This is a genomic window from Micromonospora sp. S-DT3-3-22 (genome assembly GCF_015354745.1).
Classification (GTDB): Bacteria; Actinomycetota; Actinomycetes; order Mycobacteriales; family Micromonosporaceae; genus Micromonospora; species Micromonospora wenchangensis.
The window spans coordinates 38,076-53,346 of the sequence record NZ_JACGMO010000014.1 but is presented as its reverse complement, the minus strand read 5'-3'; the positions used below and the strand labels follow the sequence as shown (position 1 = coordinate 53,346).

14 protein-coding genes are annotated in these 15,271 nt (G+C 72.5%); 8 read left to right on the top strand and 6 right to left on the bottom strand.

Annotated features, from left to right (window positions below; translation table 11 throughout):
• Positions 1 to 10 precede the first annotated feature (10 nt).
• A complete protein-coding gene (gene rsmI, locus H1A17_RS06305; protein ID WP_228543020.1) occupies positions 11 to 850 on the bottom strand; it encodes a 16S rRNA (cytidine(1402)-2'-O)-methyltransferase in 840 nt (279 codons plus the stop codon).
• A gap of 92 nt (positions 851 to 942) precedes the next feature.
• On the opposite strand from rsmI, the gene H1A17_RS06300 reads away from it, so the two are divergent.
• From H1A17_RS06300 to H1A17_RS06275, 6 genes are all read left to right on the top strand, one after another.
• Positions 943 to 2,709, top strand: coding sequence for a dolichyl-phosphate-mannose--protein mannosyltransferase (locus tag H1A17_RS06300; protein ID WP_145917803.1), 1,767 nt, complete (start codon positions 943 to 945; stop codon positions 2,707 to 2,709).
• Positions 2,710 to 3,323: 614 nt separating this feature from the next.
• Positions 3,324 to 4,604, top strand: a complete 1,281-nt coding sequence (locus H1A17_RS06295; RefSeq protein WP_194821356.1) for a VWA domain-containing protein — start codon at positions 3,324 to 3,326, stop codon at positions 4,602 to 4,604.
• Complete coding sequence (locus H1A17_RS06290; protein WP_194821365.1) at positions 4,604 to 5,383, top strand: peptidase; 780 nt, start codon at positions 4,604 to 4,606, stop codon at positions 5,381 to 5,383. Before H1A17_RS06295 ends, H1A17_RS06290 begins: the two co-directional genes overlap by 1 nt.
• A 167-nt stretch (positions 5,384 to 5,550) precedes the next feature.
• Positions 5,551 to 6,207 (top strand): 4'-phosphopantetheinyl transferase, encoded by a 657-nt coding sequence (locus H1A17_RS06285; protein WP_194821355.1) that lies wholly within the window; start codon positions 5,551 to 5,553, stop codon positions 6,205 to 6,207.
• A 54-nt stretch (positions 6,208 to 6,261) separates the two neighbouring features.
• Positions 6,262 to 7,263 carry a DUF4352 domain-containing protein gene (locus H1A17_RS06280; RefSeq protein WP_145917800.1) on the top strand — a complete coding sequence of 334 codons (1,002 nt, stop codon included), beginning with the start codon at positions 6,262 to 6,264 and terminating at the stop codon, positions 7,261 to 7,263.
• A 151-nt stretch (positions 7,264 to 7,414) separates the two neighbouring features.
• Positions 7,415 to 8,269, top strand: a complete 855-nt coding sequence (locus tag H1A17_RS06275; RefSeq protein ID WP_194821354.1) for a S1 family peptidase — start codon at positions 7,415 to 7,417, stop codon at positions 8,267 to 8,269.
• A gap of 200 nt (positions 8,270 to 8,469) precedes the next feature.
• Here the strand turns inward: H1A17_RS06275 and H1A17_RS06270 are convergent, their stop codons facing one another.
• Together H1A17_RS06270 and H1A17_RS06265 are read right to left on the bottom strand one after the other, a co-directional pair.
• Entirely contained in the window at positions 8,470 to 9,288 is an 819-nt protein-coding gene (locus H1A17_RS06270; protein ID WP_145917798.1) for an ABC transporter permease, read from the bottom strand.
• Positions 9,285 to 10,262 carry an ATP-binding cassette domain-containing protein gene (locus tag H1A17_RS06265; RefSeq protein ID WP_194821353.1) on the bottom strand — a complete coding sequence of 326 codons (978 nt, stop codon included), beginning with the start codon at positions 10,260 to 10,262 and terminating at the stop codon, positions 9,285 to 9,287. Before H1A17_RS06265 ends, H1A17_RS06270 begins: the two co-directional genes overlap by 4 nt.
• Positions 10,263 to 10,314: 52 nt before the next feature.
• On the opposite strand from H1A17_RS06265, the gene H1A17_RS06260 reads away from it, so the two are divergent.
• Positions 10,315 to 11,055 carry a TetR/AcrR family transcriptional regulator gene (locus H1A17_RS06260; protein WP_145917796.1) on the top strand — a complete coding sequence of 247 codons (741 nt, stop codon included), beginning with the start codon at positions 10,315 to 10,317 and terminating at the stop codon, positions 11,053 to 11,055.
• Between the two features lie 281 nt (positions 11,056 to 11,336).
• Here the strand turns inward: H1A17_RS06260 and H1A17_RS06255 are convergent, their stop codons facing one another.
• Complete coding sequence (locus H1A17_RS06255) at positions 11,337 to 11,768, bottom strand: DUF6069 family protein (protein WP_194821352.1); 432 nt, start codon at positions 11,766 to 11,768, stop codon at positions 11,337 to 11,339.
• 108 nt (positions 11,769 to 11,876) lie between these two features.
• Here H1A17_RS06255 and H1A17_RS06250 point away from each other — a divergent pair, with 108 nt between their 5' ends.
• The gene (locus H1A17_RS06250) at positions 11,877 to 12,302 is read left to right on the top strand and encodes a MarR family winged helix-turn-helix transcriptional regulator (RefSeq protein ID WP_194821351.1); all 426 of its coding nucleotides are present in this window, start codon (positions 11,877 to 11,879) and stop codon (positions 12,300 to 12,302) included.
• Positions 12,303 to 12,484: 182 nt separating this feature from the next.
• Here H1A17_RS06250 and H1A17_RS06245 read toward each other — a convergent pair whose 3' ends face one another.
• Both H1A17_RS06245 and fabV read right to left on the bottom strand, forming a co-directional pair.
• Positions 12,485 to 13,933: an aldehyde dehydrogenase gene (locus H1A17_RS06245; protein WP_194821350.1), complete on the bottom strand. Its 1,449-nt coding sequence runs from the start codon at positions 13,931 to 13,933 to the stop codon at positions 12,485 to 12,487.
• Between the two features lie 108 nt (positions 13,934 to 14,041).
• On the bottom strand, positions 14,042 to 15,262 hold the full coding sequence (gene fabV / locus H1A17_RS06240) for an enoyl-[acyl-carrier-protein] reductase FabV (RefSeq protein WP_194821349.1): 1,221 nt from the start codon (positions 15,260 to 15,262) through the stop codon (positions 14,042 to 14,044).
• Positions 15,263 to 15,271 lie beyond the last annotated feature (9 nt).

Sequence of the window (15,271 nt, the reverse complement as noted above, 5' to 3'; positions counted from 1 at the left end):
CCGGCTCCGCTCAGCGGTGCACGACGGCGTAGACGTCCCGGCGGCGCAGCCCGTACCCGGTGGCGACGTCGCTGATCGCGTCCCGGCGGGACATGCCGGCGGCCTCCCGGTCGGCCACCCGGGCCCGCAGGGTGTCGTCGTCGGGGCGTTCGGCGGGGGTCTGCGGCGCTCCCCCCACGACGAGGGTGATCTCGCCGCGTGGTTCCTCCCGGGCGGCCCAGTCGGCCAGTTCGCCGAGCGGCCGGCGGACGACCTCCTCGTAGGTCTTGGTCAGCTCCCGGCACAGCGCGGCCGGCCGGTCGGCGTCGAACGCGGCGGCCAGGTCGGTCAGCGCGGCGGCGATCCGGTGCGGGGCCTCGAAGAAGACGAGGGTGCGGGGTTCGGTGGCGAGGGCCCGCAGCCGGGCCCGCCGGCCGCCGGGCGAGCGGGGCAGGAAGCCCTCGAAGCAGAACCGGTCGCAGGGCAGCCCGGACAGGGCCAGGGCGGTGGTGACGGCGCTCGGGCCGGGCGCGGCGGTGACCGGCACCCCGGCGTCGAGCGCGGCGGTGACCAGCCGGTACCCGGGGTCGGAGACGCTGGGCATGCCGCCGTCGGTGACCAGCGCGACCCGGTGCCCGGCGCGGAGCACGTCGACCAGTTCCGGGGTACGCCGTTCCTCGTTGCCCTCGAAGTAGGAGACGATCCGCCCCTCGACGGTGACGTCGAGGTCGCGGGCGAGCCGGGCGAGCCGGCGGGTGTCCTCGGCGGCGACCACGTCGGCGGTGGCGAGGACGTCACGCAGCCGGGCGGACGCGTCGGCGGGGTTGCCCAGTGGCGCGCCGAGCAGAATCAGGCGCCCGATCTCGGACATTTCACCCACGTGGCGCGCTCCTTCATCGATACTCGTACCAATCTCGGGGACGACGGGCGCCACCGGGCACCTTCGCAGCCTACGATCGCCGGGTGACGAGTGCGTCGACAGCACAGGGTGCGAGCGCGGACCGGACCGACCCGGAGGCACCCCCTCCCGAGGGCGGAGGGGGCGGCGTGCCGGCGATCGTCCGGCGACGACTCGCCACCGTCGAGTCCCGGCTCGACGTGAACTCGTGGATCGCCACCGCCGTCGTGGTGACGATCGCCGCCGTCCTGCGGCTGCTCGGGCTGAGCAGCCCCAAGGGCAAGATCTTCGACGAGATCTACTACGCCCGTGACGGCTACGGCCTGATCGACAAGGGCGTCGAGTGGAACTACAAGGACAACGGCCCGTCGTACGTGGTCCACCCGCCGCTGGGCAAGTGGCTGATCGGGCTCGGCGAGTGGGCCTTCGGCTACCAGGACGCGGAGACCAACATCTCCGTGCCGGGCCACCTGATGACCACCGCCCCGGAGTTCGGCTGGCGGATCAGCTCGGCGGTGGCCGGCATCCTCACGGTGCTGATGATCACCCGCATCGCCCGCCGGCTGTTCCGCTCCACCACGCTCGGCTGCGCCGCCGGCCTGCTGCTCGCCCTCGACGGCTTCCACCTGGTGCTCTCCCGCACCGCGCTGCTCGACATCTTCCTGCCGCTGTTCATCCTGGCCGCCTTCGGCGCGCTGGTGCTCGACCGGGACGCCCGGCGACGGCGCTGGGCCCGCGCGCTGGACGCCGGCCTCGACCCGACCGCACCCGGCCGGGCCGGTCGCCCCGCCGGCGGCTGGCGGAACTGGCCCTGGTGGCGGCTGCTCGCCGGGGTGCTGCTCGGGTGCGCGTGCGCGGTGAAGTGGAGCGGGATCTACTTCGTACCGGCCTTCGGGCTGCTCGCCCTGCTCTGGGAGGTCGGCCTGCGCCGGTCGGTCGGGGTCCGCCGGCCGTGGCGCGACGCGCTCCTGGACGAGCTGCCCTGGCTGGTGCTCGCCGGGCTGCTGGTGGTCGGCACCTACCTGGTCACCTGGTCGGGGTGGCTGCTCTCCGACGAGGGCTACTACCGGCTCGCGTCCCGGTACCCGAACGTGCCCGGGCTCAGCGACACCCCGGTCATCGGCGCGCTGACCAACCTGTTCCAGTACCACAAGGCGGCGTTCGAGTTCCATACCGGCCTGGAGACCGCACACAAGTACCAGTCCTGGCCCTGGCAGTGGTTGCTGCTCGGCCGGCCGGTGGCGTTCCACTGGTCCGGCGACGGCGCGTGCGGCGCGCCCACCTGCGCGTCGGAGATCCTGCTGCTGGGCACGCCGCTGCTCTGGTGGTCGTTCCTACCGGCCCTGGCCGCCACGCTCTGGCTCGGCATCGCGCGCCGTGACTGGCGGGCCGGGGCGTTCCTGGTGGCCGTGGCCGCCGGTCTGCTGCCCTGGTTCTGGTACGCCCTCGACGGCCGGACGATGTTCTCCTTCTACGCCGCCCCGGCGCTGCCGTTCCTGGTGCTGAGCGTGGTGTACGTGCTCGGCACGATCGCCACCCCCACCGTCGGGGAACGGGTCACCCCGGTCGGTCGGGCCGGCCCCGCACCGGACGGCACCGCACCGGACACCGGCGAACCGGCCGACCCGAAGGCCACCGTGCTCGTCGCGGAGGCCGACGCGGCGGCGGCGGAGCAGCTCGCCGACCGGCGACTGGTCGGCGGGGTCATCGTCGGCGCGTACGTGCTGCTGGTGGCGCTCTGCTTCGCCTACTTCTACCCGATCTTCGTGGGCAACATCCTGCCGTACGACGACTGGTCCGCCCGGATGTGGCTGGACGGCCGCTGGATCTGACCGGCCCCTATCCTCCGCCCGCCCCACCGTCCCTCCCGCCCGGGCCCCGAGCCCGGCGGCAGGAGCCGGTGGGGCGGACCTCTGTCGGGGCTCCCCAGTGGACACGGCGCGTGCGACGGGGGTGACCAGAGACGCGGTCGACAGCCACGAGGGGGTGCCCGGGTAGGGCGGACGCGGCAAGGCCGGGAGAGAGCCGGGTGCGCCGCCGGCCCGCCGGGCGGGCCGGCACGGAGCGGGTGCGCCGACGGGGCGGAGGCACGACCGTGGGCGGTGGGGAGTGATGATGCCGGGAGGTGTCCCGTGAGTGTGCCGGGACAGAAGGGCGCGCCCCGATCGCCTGCCACGGGGGAAGCGGGCGATTGGGGCGCGCAAGGAGAGCTTAACCACGTTGTGCCACCGGCACAACGGGTCGACTTGGGTCAGATTTCCGACCGATGCGTCGCGCGGCAAATGGTTTACATCTAGCATCTAACGGACGGTCATCGACCGGGGTCCGGGCGACCACCCGCACTCCCGCCGCCCCGCCCGGCCCACCGGGCGGGCAATCCCGTGGTCGAGACTCGCGCCGCGCACCCCGGTGAAGCTCCACTATGGATCTCACTACACTTCGCCCGGTGATCAACACGAGACGACGATCAACGGCCGTCCTGATCGGAGTGTTGGCGGCGACCGCGCTGACCGGCCCCGCACCCGCCCGCGCCGAAGGCGAGGAGCCCACCGAGCCGCCCAAGGTCGAGCTGGTGCTCGACGTGAGCGGTTCGATGCGGGCCAACGACATCGACGGACGCAGCCGGATCTCCGTCGCCCAGCAGGCGTTCAACGAGGTGGTCGACGCACTGCCCGAGGAGACCCAGCTCGGCATCCGGGTGCTCGGCGCGACCTACCGGGGCAAGGACAAGAAACAGGGCTGCCTGGACACCCAGCAGATCGTGCCGGTCGGGCCAGTGGACCGGACGGCCGCCAAGGCCGCCGTGGCGACGCTGCGACCGACCGGCTTCACCCCGGTCGGGCTGGCCCTGCGGTCCGCCGCCCGGGACCTCGGCACCGGCACCACCGCCCGTCGGATCGTGCTGATCACCGACGGCGAGGACACCTGCGCCCCGCCCGACCCGTGCGAGGTGGCCCGCGAACTGGCCGCGCAGGGCACCAAGCTGGTGGTCGACACGCTCGGCCTGGCCCCCGACGAGAAGGTCCGCCGGCAGCTGCTCTGCATCGCCACCGCCACCGGCGGCACCTACACGGCGGCGCAGAGCGCCGACGAGCTGACCGGCCGGATCAAGCAGCTCGTCGAACGGGCGAAGGACACCTACACCGCCGCCCCGACCGTCGTCGCCGGCCGGGGCGCGTGCGCCGACGCGCCACTGCTCGCCCCCGGCGTCTACGCCGACCGGGAGGCGTTCTCTGAGCACCGGTGGTACCGGGTGCCCGTCCGGCCGGGGCAGGAGTTGCGGGCGTCGGTCAGCGTGGCGTTGGACCGTCCGGTGAACCCCGACCACGCGGTGCTGCTGCGGGCCACCGCCACCGACGGGCGGGAACTGGTCCGGGGCGTCGACGCCGGCAGCGGCCGTACCGACGTGGTGTCGGCGGGGCTGCGCTGGTCGCAGACGGAGGACGGGGCGTCGCCCAGCCCGTCGGCGACCGACGCACCTGTTCCAGCCACCACGGTCTGCCTGGTGGTCAGCAACGCCTTCGCGCCGCGCCCGGGGACCCGGGCCGAGCCGGGCATGCCGGTCGAGCTGACCATCGACGTGGTCGCCTCGTCGCCCGCACCGGCCGCGCCGGACCTGGGGCGCGGCTGGGTGCTGCTGCTCCTGCCCACCCTGGCCGGCCTGGTCACCGGCCTGGTCGTCGGACTGCTCACCCGCTGGTGGGTGGCGACGTGGAGGACGAACTGATGCGTACCCCGATCATCCGGGGCGGCGCGGCGCTGGCCGCCGTCGGCCTGACCCTGCTCGCCGCCCCGGCCCCGGCCACGGCCGCGCCCACCCCCTCCCCCGGTGCCACCCCGGTCACCCGGGCCGGGACGTCGTTCCTGACCGCCACCGGCATCACGGCCGGCCAACCGGTCCGGGTCGACGCCTCCACCGGCGACTTCCTGTACTGGTCGTTCCCCGCCTCGGCCGGGCAACGGCACGAGATCGCCGCGACGGTGTCGCTGCCCCGGGCCCGCACCGGCGCGTCCACCTGGACGGTGGAGGTGTTCGACGGGCTGCGCCGCCGGCAGGCGTGCACGGCCGGGGCGCAGACCCCGACGGTGGCCGCCTCGGCGGGCAGCGTGGCGCTGGGCTGCACGCTGCGGCAGGTGCGCTCCTGGGCGGAGCCGTGGTCGGCCGACCCGCTGCCGGGCACCTACTACGTCCGGCTGTCGGTGACCGACCTGCCCGAGGCCGACCTGGGGCAGCCGGTCGACGTCGAGCTGCTGCTCGCAGCCGACGGCGAGGGTTCCCGCGACGACGGCGAGTTGAAGGCGCCGCTGGTGCCGAACACCCGGGCCGGTGCGGTGCTGACCGGCGACCCGGCGGCGGAGCCCGCCGAGGCCGACGACGACTGGTTCGACGGCGACTGGCTGCCCGCGCTCGGCTCACGCTGGGCGTGGAGCACCGTCGGTGGTGCGCTCGCCGCCGTCGCCGGGGTGGTCGGTTTCGCGCTGACCCGCCGGCCCCGCCGCCCCTGACCCACCCGGTGCCCGGTCCCCGTCGGGCGTGGCCACCGCCGCGTCGGAGGGGACCGGGCCGCCGGGGGACCCTACGGTGTCGCCCGGTTGCGGTACGTTCACCAGCCATGGCCGTTGGTCCGCACACCGGCGGACCGGGCGTGGTCGTACCGGAAAGGGGTGGGTTGATGCGTGACCTGCTGCCGGCGGCCGTCTCGGTGGCGGTCGCCGGGACCGCCGACTGGGTCGGTGAGCTGCTCCCGGAGGAGCGGGCCGGGCTGGGCGAGCGGGCGGTGGAGAGCCGGCGGCGGGACTTCACCGCCGGTCGGGTCTGCGCCCGACGGGCGATGACCGCCCTCGGCCTGCCGGCCACGCCGGTCCCCGCCGCGCCGAACCGGGCCCCGGTCTGGCCGGCCGGGCTGATCGGCACCATCACCCACACCCGGGACTACTGCGCCGCCGCGGTCGCCCGCCGCGCCGACCTGCGCGCGGTCGGCATGGACGCCGAACGCCAGCGCGACCTCAACCCGGGGGTACGCCGGATGATCCTGCGCCCCGAGGAGGAGGACCGGCTGGCCCGGCTCCCCGGCGGAGTGAACTGGCCGATCGTGGTGTTCAGCGCCAAGGAGACCATCTACAAGGTCTGGCATCCGGTGGTGGGCTCCTGGTTGGACTTCCTGGACGCCACCGTCGACCTGGACCCGGACGCGGGGGTCTTCACCGCCCGGATCGACCCGGCCCGGGTGTCGGCGGCCACCGTGGCGGCCCCGCCCACCGTGGTCACCGGCCGGTTCGCGGTCGAGGACGACCTGGTCCGCACCGCGGCCGTGCTGCACCTGCCCTGACCCGTTGCCGCCACCCAGCTTCCCTCCAGCGCCGACCGTCGAACGAGGAGTACGGTGAACCAGCCCCAGCCCCCCTACGGGCCGCAGGACCCGCACCAGCCGCCCCCAGGGCAGTACTACCCGGTCGACCCGACCGCCCCGCCGCCCCCGGTCCCCGACCCGCCCTACTCCGACCCGTACGCCCCGCCGTCGCCGTACGCGCCGCCGCCGGTGTCGGGGGCGCCGCAGCCGTCGTACGAGCCCGGGGGCACGCCGCCGGTCTCGGGTGCGGGCTACCCGCCGGTGTCGGGCGCGGGCTACCCGCCGGTCTCCGGTGGGGGCTATCCGCCGCCCGGTGGGGGCTATCCCCCACCCGGCGGGGGTTACCCGCCACCCGGTGGGGGCTATCCGCCGCAGCCCGGCGGGCCCGGCTATCCGCTGGGTCCGGCGAAGTCGGCCGGTTCGTCGAACAAGAACGTCTGGATCGTCGTCGGCCTCGTGGTCGCCCTCGTGGTGCTGCTCTGCTGCGGCGGCATCATCGCCCTGATCGTGGCCGGCGGCAAACAGGCCGACGAGGCCGCCCGGGAGTTCGAGCCCTCGCTGCCCACGCCCGGCGTCACGGCGGCACCGGGGCTGCCCGGTGACCCGCCGTCGGCGGCCCCGTCGTCGACCGACGAGGCGTTCAACCTGAAGGCCGGTCAGACGCTGGTGATCAGCGACGACGACGGCACCATCGAGATCACCGTCCGCAGCTTCAGCACCTCGACGAAGGGCTGCCGCTCGTTCGCGCCGCCGCCGAACAAGGGCTTCTATCTGATCGCCGACGTCACCGCCACGGTGACCAAGGGCACCTCGTCGATCAACCCGTTCTACTTCCAGTGGGTGGCCGACGACGGGACCACGGTGAACGGCCTGGCCGGCGCGTTCTCCGGTTGCGGCGGCGACCTGCTCGACTCGGGCAGCGGCATCCCGGCCGGCAGCAAGCGTTCCGGCTCGGTGGTGTTCGACGTGGCCGACAAGAACGGCGTGGTCGAGTACCAGCACAAGTTCAAGGCGGCCGGTTCCTGGAAGCCCTGACCACCGACCCCTCCGGCGGGCCGGTCCCCTGACCGGGGGCCGGCCCGTCGGCGTCGTACGGGGGCCGGGATCGCTGCCGTGCCTTGAATCGGGTCCGGTACCGGCGGATGCTTGACGCATCGACCCCCAGCGATCGACTTGGAGGTGGGGGATGCGTCGTCTCTCGCTCGTCGCCCTGGCCCTGGCCGTCACCCTGCTGCCGGCGACCCCGGTCGCCGCGTACCCCGCCGCCGCCCGACCCGACGCCAGCGGCCCGACGGTCGGGCTGGCGCAGGTACGGACGGCCGGCACCGCCTGGGGTCCGGACCCGACGACCGGCCGGCCGACGCTCACCGTCGACGGCACCGTCGCGCCGGAGCAGCTACGCGCGCTGCGCGCCCTCGCCGCGCGGGCCGGCGCCGACCTGCGCCGCGAACCCGGCCGGTTGCGCCTGCTCATCGCCGGCGGGCAGAGCGTCTACGGCGGCGGCGCGCGGTGCTCGCTCGGCGCGAACGTGCACAGCGGCAGCACCTACTACTTCCTCACCGCCGGCCACTGCACCGCCGCCGCGACCACCTGGTACGCCGACAGCGGTCAGACGACCGTGCTGGGCACCCGTACCGGCAGCAGCTTCCCGGTCAACGACTACGGCCTGGTCCGCTACACCGGCAGGGTCAGCCACCCGAGTGCCATCTACACCTATCCCGGCCTGCTCACCGTCAACGCCGTCGGCACCGCGTACGTCGGGCAGGCGGTGTGCCGCAGCGGCGCCACCACCGGCGTGCGGTGCGGCACCGTCACCGCTCTCAACCAGACCGTCAACTACGCCGAGGGCAGCGTCACCGGACTGATCCGCACCAACATCTGCGCCGAGCCGGGCGACAGCGGTGGTCCGCTCTACGTCGCCGCGACCGGGGTGATCATCGGCATCCTCTCCGGCGGCAGCGGCAACTGCACCAGCGGGGGCAGCACCTACTACCAGCCGGTCGCCGAGATCCTCGCCGCCTACGGGGTCACCCTCCCCTGAGCGGCCCCGCTGCCGCCCACCCGGCACCGGCTCGTCCCCGGTCGACGTCAACTGACCACCGGGCGGACGACGGCCAAGGGCGGGCCCCGTGGTGGGACCCGCCCTTGACCGCTTGTTCCTGGTGGAGCCGCCGGAAGGCGAACCTCGGCCCTCTCCCGCCGAAGGCGTCGTGCGCGCGGGCGGTAGCTGCCCTGGAGCGTTCAGCGCCCCCGACGCGTGTAGGCACGCAGCGACAGCGGGACGAAGACCACCAGCAGCCCGAGTGCCCAGAGCAGGACGGCGGTCGACGGATGCTCCAGTGGCCAGGCCACGTTCCCGGTCGGGGCGCCCGGGTTGCCGAACAGCTCCCTCGACGCGGCGGTGAGGGCGCTCACCGGGTTCCAGTCGGCCAGGAAGCGGAGCCATGCCGGCATGCCGCCGGTAGGGACGAACGCGTTCGACAGCATCGTGAACGGCAGGCCCAGCGGCACCAGCGAGTCGGCCACCTGCTCGTTCTTGACCGCCAGGCCCACGTACACGCCGACCCAGCTCAGCGCGTACCGCAGCACGATCATCAGCAGGAACGCCTCAACCGTCGGCATCAGGCCGCGGTGCGGCTGCCAGCCCACTATCAGGCCCGCGCCCACCATGATGGCCAGCATGAGCAGGCCGATCAGCAGGTCCGCGCCGGTCTGCCCGAACGGCACCGCCAGGCGGGCCATCGGCATGGAGCGGAACCGGTCCATCACACCGCGAGAGGCGTCGGTGGCCATCCGCGTCGTGACGCCCAACCACGCGGAGAAGGTCACCATCGCGAACAGGCCGGGCATGAGGTACTCGCGGTAGTTGCCGCCGTTCGGCACCCGGATCGCGCTGCCGAAGACGTACCCGAACAGCACCACCATGATGACCGGGAAGAGCAGTGCGGCGACGATCTGTCCCGGCTCCTGCCGCAGCCGACCGACCTCGCGGCCGACCAGGGTCATCCCGTCGGTGAACGTCCAGCCGAGACGACTCATCGGTGAGGTGGCGGTGGTCATCGGACGGCCTCCTTGCGGTCGGTGAGGCGCAGGAACACCTCGTCGAGGGTGGGACGGCGCACGCTCACGTCGGCGGCGGCGATTCCGGCCTGGTCGAGCTCGCGCACGATGTCGGCGAGCCGGAGGCCGGTGGCGGGCAGGGCGACGCTGAGCCGGTCGGTCTCGGTCGTCGTGACTTCGGAGCCGGTCAGATTGCCCAGGACGGTCGCCGCCAGGGGCAGCATGGCGGGGGTTTCGGTGATGAGTTCGAGGCGGTCCCCGATGGTGGACTTCAGCTCGTCGGGCGTGCCGGTGGCGATCACCCGTCCGTGGTCGATGACGGCGATGTCGTCCGCCAGCTGGTCGGCTTCGTCCAGATACTGGGTGGTGAGCAGCACCGTGGTGCCGTCAGCCACCAACTCGCGGATGCTCGCCCAGATTTCGCCGCGGCTGCGCGGGTCGAGGCCGGTGGTGGGCTCGTCCAGGAAGAGCACCGTGGGGCGCAGGATGAGGCTGGCGATCAGGTCGAGCCGGCGACGCATGCCGCCGGAGTAGCCGGCGACCGGGCGGTCGGCGGCGTCCATCAGACCGAAGCGGTCGAGCAGCTCGTCGGCCCGCTGGTGCGCCGCGCGGCGGGACAGGTGGTACAGACGCCCGAACATGCGCAGGTTGCTGCGACCGGTGAGCTTCTCGTCCACGGCGGCGTGCTGGCCCGCGAGCCCGATCCGCTCGCGCACCCTGCCGGCCTCGCGGACGACGTCGTAACCGGCGACGCGGGCATGCCCGGCATCGGGGTCCGACAAGGTCGCGAGGATGCGCACTGCGGTCGTCTTCCCGGCCCCGTTCGGCCCGAGCACGCCGCAGACCGTCCCCTCCGGGACGGCCAAGTCCAGACCCTGTAACGCGTGGGTGCCGCCGAAGGACTTGCGCAGCCCTTCGGCGACCACGATCGGCTCCGCCATGGTCCCCTCACTGAGTACGTTGTACGCGGTCATGGTGGCAGCGTAAGACACTGGGTACGGTGTACGCAACTGACAGGGTGGAGCAATGACCGAAACCGAGTACGTGAGCATCTGGATGCGGCCCGAGCGCCCGGCCTTCGGGCCCAAGCCGGCGTACAGCCGCACCCAGATCACCGAAACGGCGATCCGGATCTCCGACGCCGAAGGGCTGGAGGCCGCTACCATGCGGCGGGTCGCCGCCGAGATCGGCACCGGCGCGATGTCCCTCTACCGGTACGTCCCCAGCCGGGACGACCTGGTCGAGCTCATGGCCGACCGGGTGATGGGCGAGATCGACGTTGCGGGCATGCCCTCGGGCGACTGGCGTGCAGACCTGACGCGCTATGCCGACGAGCTGCGGACCATGTGGCTGAGGCACCCGTGGATCGCCACCGTGCAGCGGTCACTGCCCAGCTTCGGCCCGAACCAGCTGCTCTTGATCGAACGGCTGATGGGAATCCTCGACCCCCTCGTCCCCATCGACGAGAACCTCGCCCTCACGGCCATGCTGAACAGCTACGTCGAGGGCACCGTCCGCGAGGAGATCAGCTCAGCCAGAAAGTTCCACCGCAGCGGGCTCAGCGAATCGGAGTGGATGGCGCGGAGTTACCCGTACGTCGACCAGCTGGTGAGAAGCGGGAAGTACCCGATCTTCACCAAGATCGTCATGCAGGCGCGCCAGCCGCACCTGAGCCGCGACGATCAGTTCCGGCACGGGCTGCACCGTGTTCTCGACTGCATCGCCACAGCCCTCCCGGCACACGACCGGGTCCCGGAAGACGCCTGAGAAGTGCCTGATCCACCGACCGGTCCGCCCGGGCCGGACCTCGTCGTGGGGGGCGGTCAATGCTCGGCCCGGGGCGGGCCCGGGCTTCGCGGGCGACCCGGGGGCGGATGGGGTGAGGCGCCGGGAAGGCTGCGCCCGACCAGGAGCCCCGCCCTCCGCAAGCGCCTCCCCACCACAATCCCGCCACCCCGGCCCACCCGCGTGACGGCAACGCCGACCACGGTCCTCCCGCTGCCCGGCCGGGGCGTCGGCGACATGCGACCCTTCGAGGTGACCGGCCCCTACGGGTTGGCCTGCTTCGAGCTCAGCCGGAACACCGGAATGAGCACGGCGGCGACCGCGAGGTGCACGAACGCAAGGGTGACCCTGGTCCCGACCGACGCATCGACGGCGAACAGCGGCACGAGCGACGCGGCCAGGACCACCAGCGCCACCACCGTCCAGATCAGCAGGCCGCGAGTGGTCACGCGCTCCAACAGGGCGAGCAGCGCCCATCCCATCAGGGAGATGACCAGCGAGAACGAGACGATCGCACCCGGCCCGAGCTCCAGCGCCTGCTGCCCCTCAGGCTTGACGACCATGTCGTAGCCGAGCACCAGCTCGCCCACCGCCCAGACCAGGACGGCCGCCACGACGGCCCCCAGCACCGCGAGGCCCCGTTGGCGTCGACGCGTCCCCACACCGACGTCCCGTACATCGTTCCGAAGCGCCACGGATACTCCTTATACAGCTTGATAGTTCATTGACTGAACAAAACGAGTATAGGCAGTACTCAAGAGTCTGAACAGTGAAGGAGGTGAAGTAGTGCGTACGCTGGGAGAATGAGCACGGATGCCGATCCGGTCCTGGACGAGTTGAGCAACCTCGTCTTCGAGATGACCCGCCGGTTGCGCGACGACTTCAACGAATCCGCGGCCGAGCTGAGCCTTCCCCCCACGCAGGCGCTCGCGCTGGTCTACCTGTCCGCCCCGGCACCGATGCGCGAACTGGCCGATCGGCTGTCGTGCGAGCCCTCGAACGTGACAGCGATCGTCGACGGGCTGGAGAGCCGCGGGCTGGTCACCCGCCAGCCCGATCCGTCGGACCGACGGGTCAAACACGTGACTCTCACCGGAGAAGGCGAGCGCCACCGCGCCGAGCTGGGCTCCCGCAACAGGGCGAAGGTCGCCGCCGTCTTCAACCTGTCCGCCCCCGACCGGTCGCAGCTGCGTGACCTGCTCTCCCGGGCCCTGGACGACTCCTCGTAATCAGGCTGCGACCGTCGGCGCCCCGCCAGCCGGCGCTGCCGGGCGGGCAGTGGTCGATCCGCCGGACCCGTCGACGGCACCGTGCACCGCAGGGGATCGGGGAGTGCGCTTCGTCGGCCCGTGGCCCGACAGAACGCACCTCCCCGATGTGCCACTTACGACGTGCCCGTTGCCGTCCCGCTTCAGGCCGCCCAGACAACCGGCCGGAAGTCGCTGTATGCCCGTGCCTCGAAGGGGCCGCCGCCGCGGAGCACCTGCGTCTCCGGGTGCAGCATCACGGCGTTGACGCCGACGGAGCCGCTGCGGAGCTTGGCCGCCACCTGCCACGCGTGAGCGGCGTCCCCGAAGACGTAGTCGTGCAGGGCTGCCGGAGCACCACCGGCGATCCGCACCGCCTCGTCCACCTCGTCGAAGGGGATCACCACCACCACCGGGCCGGCAATCCCCTCACGCGCGACGGTCATGTCCTCGGTGACGTCGGCGAGGACAGTGGCGGCGGCCCAGAACCCCGGCTTGATCGACGGGCGGACATCGCCGGCGGCCACGCGGGCGCCCTGCTGTCTGGCCTCCTCGACAGACGCCTCCACCCGGTCGCGCTGGGCCTCCGAGATCAGTGGACCGACGCCCACGGGATGGTCCGCGGAGCTGCCCACCGGCACCGACCGGGCATGGCTCACCAGGGCATCGACGACCTTCCCGTACAGCGACCGGTGGACGAGCATCCGGGCCGGCGCCGGGCCGACCTGACCGGTGTGCAGCGAGAAGTTCAGGCTGGCGGCCAGGACCGCCGATTCGAGGGCCCGCTCGTCGGCGTCCTCGAGGACGATGGCCACGCCCTTGCCCCCGAGCTCCATACTCGTACGTTTCAGCTGGTCGCTTGCGGATTTGGCGATCCGCTTGCCTACCGCAGCGGCACCGAAGAAGCTGATCATGTCGATGTCGTAGTGAGCGACCAGCGCCTCGTTGGTGATGGGCCCCGATCCCGTGACGACATTGAACACGCCGTCGGGCACACCGGCCTCCTTCAACAGCGGACCCAGTTCCAGGAAACCGAGCGGGTCCTGTGGTGCCGGCTTCGCGACCACGGTGTTGCCCATGGCGAGGGCCGGGGCGACCATGCCGGTGAGATGGGCGAGCGGGAAGTTGTGCGAGGTGATGCACCCCACAACGCCCAGTGGACGACGCACGGCCGCCGCGCCGATGAGCCCGTCGGCCGCGAGCGGGCCCGCGGCAACGGGCTGCGGTGCGCGGGCCACGGGACCGGACTCGCGAGCGCTCCGCGCGGCTAGGCGGAAACAGGCGGCGGCGGCGAGCACCTGGGTGGACTGGGCCACCCACGTGGTCGCACCGCTCTCAGCCCGTACCAGCGGCACCAACCCGCCGGCCCGGTCGGTGACCAGCGCGGCGACACGTTCCAGGACGGCGGCCCGCTCGTCCGGATCGGTGCGGGACCACTCGCGGAGGGCGGATCGGGCGGCCTTCGCCGCGATCCACACCTCGGCGGCGTGACCCTCGGAGGCGTGGCCCACGGCTTCCTCGGTGGCCGGATCGGTGATCTGGTAATGGCCCTGCTCAGGCTGGTGCCAAGCGCCAGCTATCCAGTGTCCGTACTTCTTCGGGGAATCAGCCATGATTGAGGCTCTCTTCGCGAGGCCGAGGCTCGTTCGAGCCACCGTCGACGGCACCGGAACGGGACCCGGGATTCGATCCCACCGTCCGTGATGGAGTCCGGTGCACGGTCAACGCGCCGACGGGTCCGGCCACGGCAGGTCGGTCTCGACCGGGGCGGCGTAGTCGACGCCGGGGACGTCGAAGCCGTACAGCCCTCGGAACTGGGCACGGAACCACGGGATGTCGGCCAGCTCGGTCATCGTCTCAGGAGTGATCGACCGCCAGCGGTCGGCCACGGCGGCCTGGACCGGTGCGGACAGCTCCCAGCGATCGAGGCGGATGCGGCCGTGTTCGTCCACGTCGGGGCGGTCGGCGGTCAGTTGTTCCCACAACTGGAGCGACTGCTCCACGGGCGACGGAAAGCGGTCGCCGAGGACGCCGCGGAGCAGGCAGACATAGAGGGGGATGCCCGGGATGGCGGTCAACGCCTGACTGATCACTGCTCCGTTCACCGAGGTCAGGGCGCGACCGCCGCGACCGGCCAGCTGCTCGGTCAAGGCGACCGCGGTGGACTCCAGATCGGCCTTGGCCGCTCCGATCGTGCCGGCGCGATAGATCGCCGAGGTCAGCGGCGAGCCGATGTAGCTGAGGGCGACCGTACGGAATCCGTCACGCAGCAGCCCGCGCTCCGCCAGTGCGGTGACCCAGCGGGACCAGTCCTCACCCCCCATGACCCTCACCGTTGCGGCCTTCTCGGCCTCGTTCGCCGGCTCGACGGTGACCTCGCGCAACGACGCGGTGCCGTCGTCGGCGAACTCCAGGTTCCGGGTGGTGTGCGGTGCGCCGAGCGGCTTGAGTGCCGAGTGATGGGTGACGCCGGTCCTCGGATCGGTGCGCCGGGGCGCGGCCACGCTGTAGATCAGGTAGTCCACACCGCCGAACCGGTCGCCCAGCAGATCCAGCGTCTCGGCCTTCGTGACGTCGGCGAAGGCATCGGCGTTGCGGAACACGAAGTCCGACCCGAGTTCGCGGGCGATCGCGGCGGTGGCGACGGTGCGGTACCACCCGGCAGTCGCGCTGCGCTGCCCGGCCGGCCGCTCGAAGCCGATACCCACGCCGTCGATGCCGTACCGCACCAGCCCGGTTATCGTGCTCGCCAGGCCGTAGCCCGCGCTCGATCCGATGACCAGCGCCGTGGGCCGCCGTACGGGTGGCAGCTCGGGGGCCGCAACTTGCGCACGCATCAGCGCCACGCTGCGGATACAGCCAGCCGGATGCGATTCAAGCTGAAGATAGCCACGCCCCGTCGGGCTGACGACGCGTTCGGACGATACGGACGGTGGGTGCATCATCGTCTC

Excerpts from the sequence above, each read along its gene's own strand:
- rsmI (WP_228543020.1), bottom strand. The coding sequence starts at position 850 with ATGTCCGAGATCGGGCGCCTGATTCTGCTCGGCGCGCCACTGGGCAAC.
- H1A17_RS06290 (WP_194821365.1), top strand. The coding sequence starts at position 4,604 with ATGCGTACCCCGATCATCCGGGGCGGCGCGGCGCTGGCCGCCGTCGGC.
- H1A17_RS06285 (WP_194821355.1), top strand. The coding sequence starts at position 5,551 with ATGCGTGACCTGCTGCCGGCGGCCGTCTCGGTGGCGGTCGCCGGGACC.
- H1A17_RS06275 (WP_194821354.1), top strand. The coding sequence starts at position 7,415 with ATGCGTCGTCTCTCGCTCGTCGCCCTGGCCCTGGCCGTCACCCTGCTG.
- H1A17_RS06270 (WP_145917798.1), bottom strand. The coding sequence starts at position 9,288 with ATGACCACCGCCACCTCACCGATGAGTCGTCTCGGCTGGACGTTCACC.
- H1A17_RS06265 (WP_194821353.1), bottom strand. The coding sequence starts at position 10,262 with ATGACCGCGTACAACGTACTCAGTGAGGGGACCATGGCGGAGCCGATC.
- H1A17_RS06260 (WP_145917796.1), top strand. The coding sequence starts at position 10,315 with ATGACCGAAACCGAGTACGTGAGCATCTGGATGCGGCCCGAGCGCCCG.
- H1A17_RS06250 (WP_194821351.1), top strand. The coding sequence starts at position 11,877 with ATGAGCACGGATGCCGATCCGGTCCTGGACGAGTTGAGCAACCTCGTC.
- H1A17_RS06245 (WP_194821350.1), bottom strand. The coding sequence starts at position 13,933 with ATGGCTGATTCCCCGAAGAAGTACGGACACTGGATAGCTGGCGCTTGG.
- fabV (WP_194821349.1), bottom strand. The coding sequence starts at position 15,262 with ATGCACCCACCGTCCGTATCGTCCGAACGCGTCGTCAGCCCGACGGGG.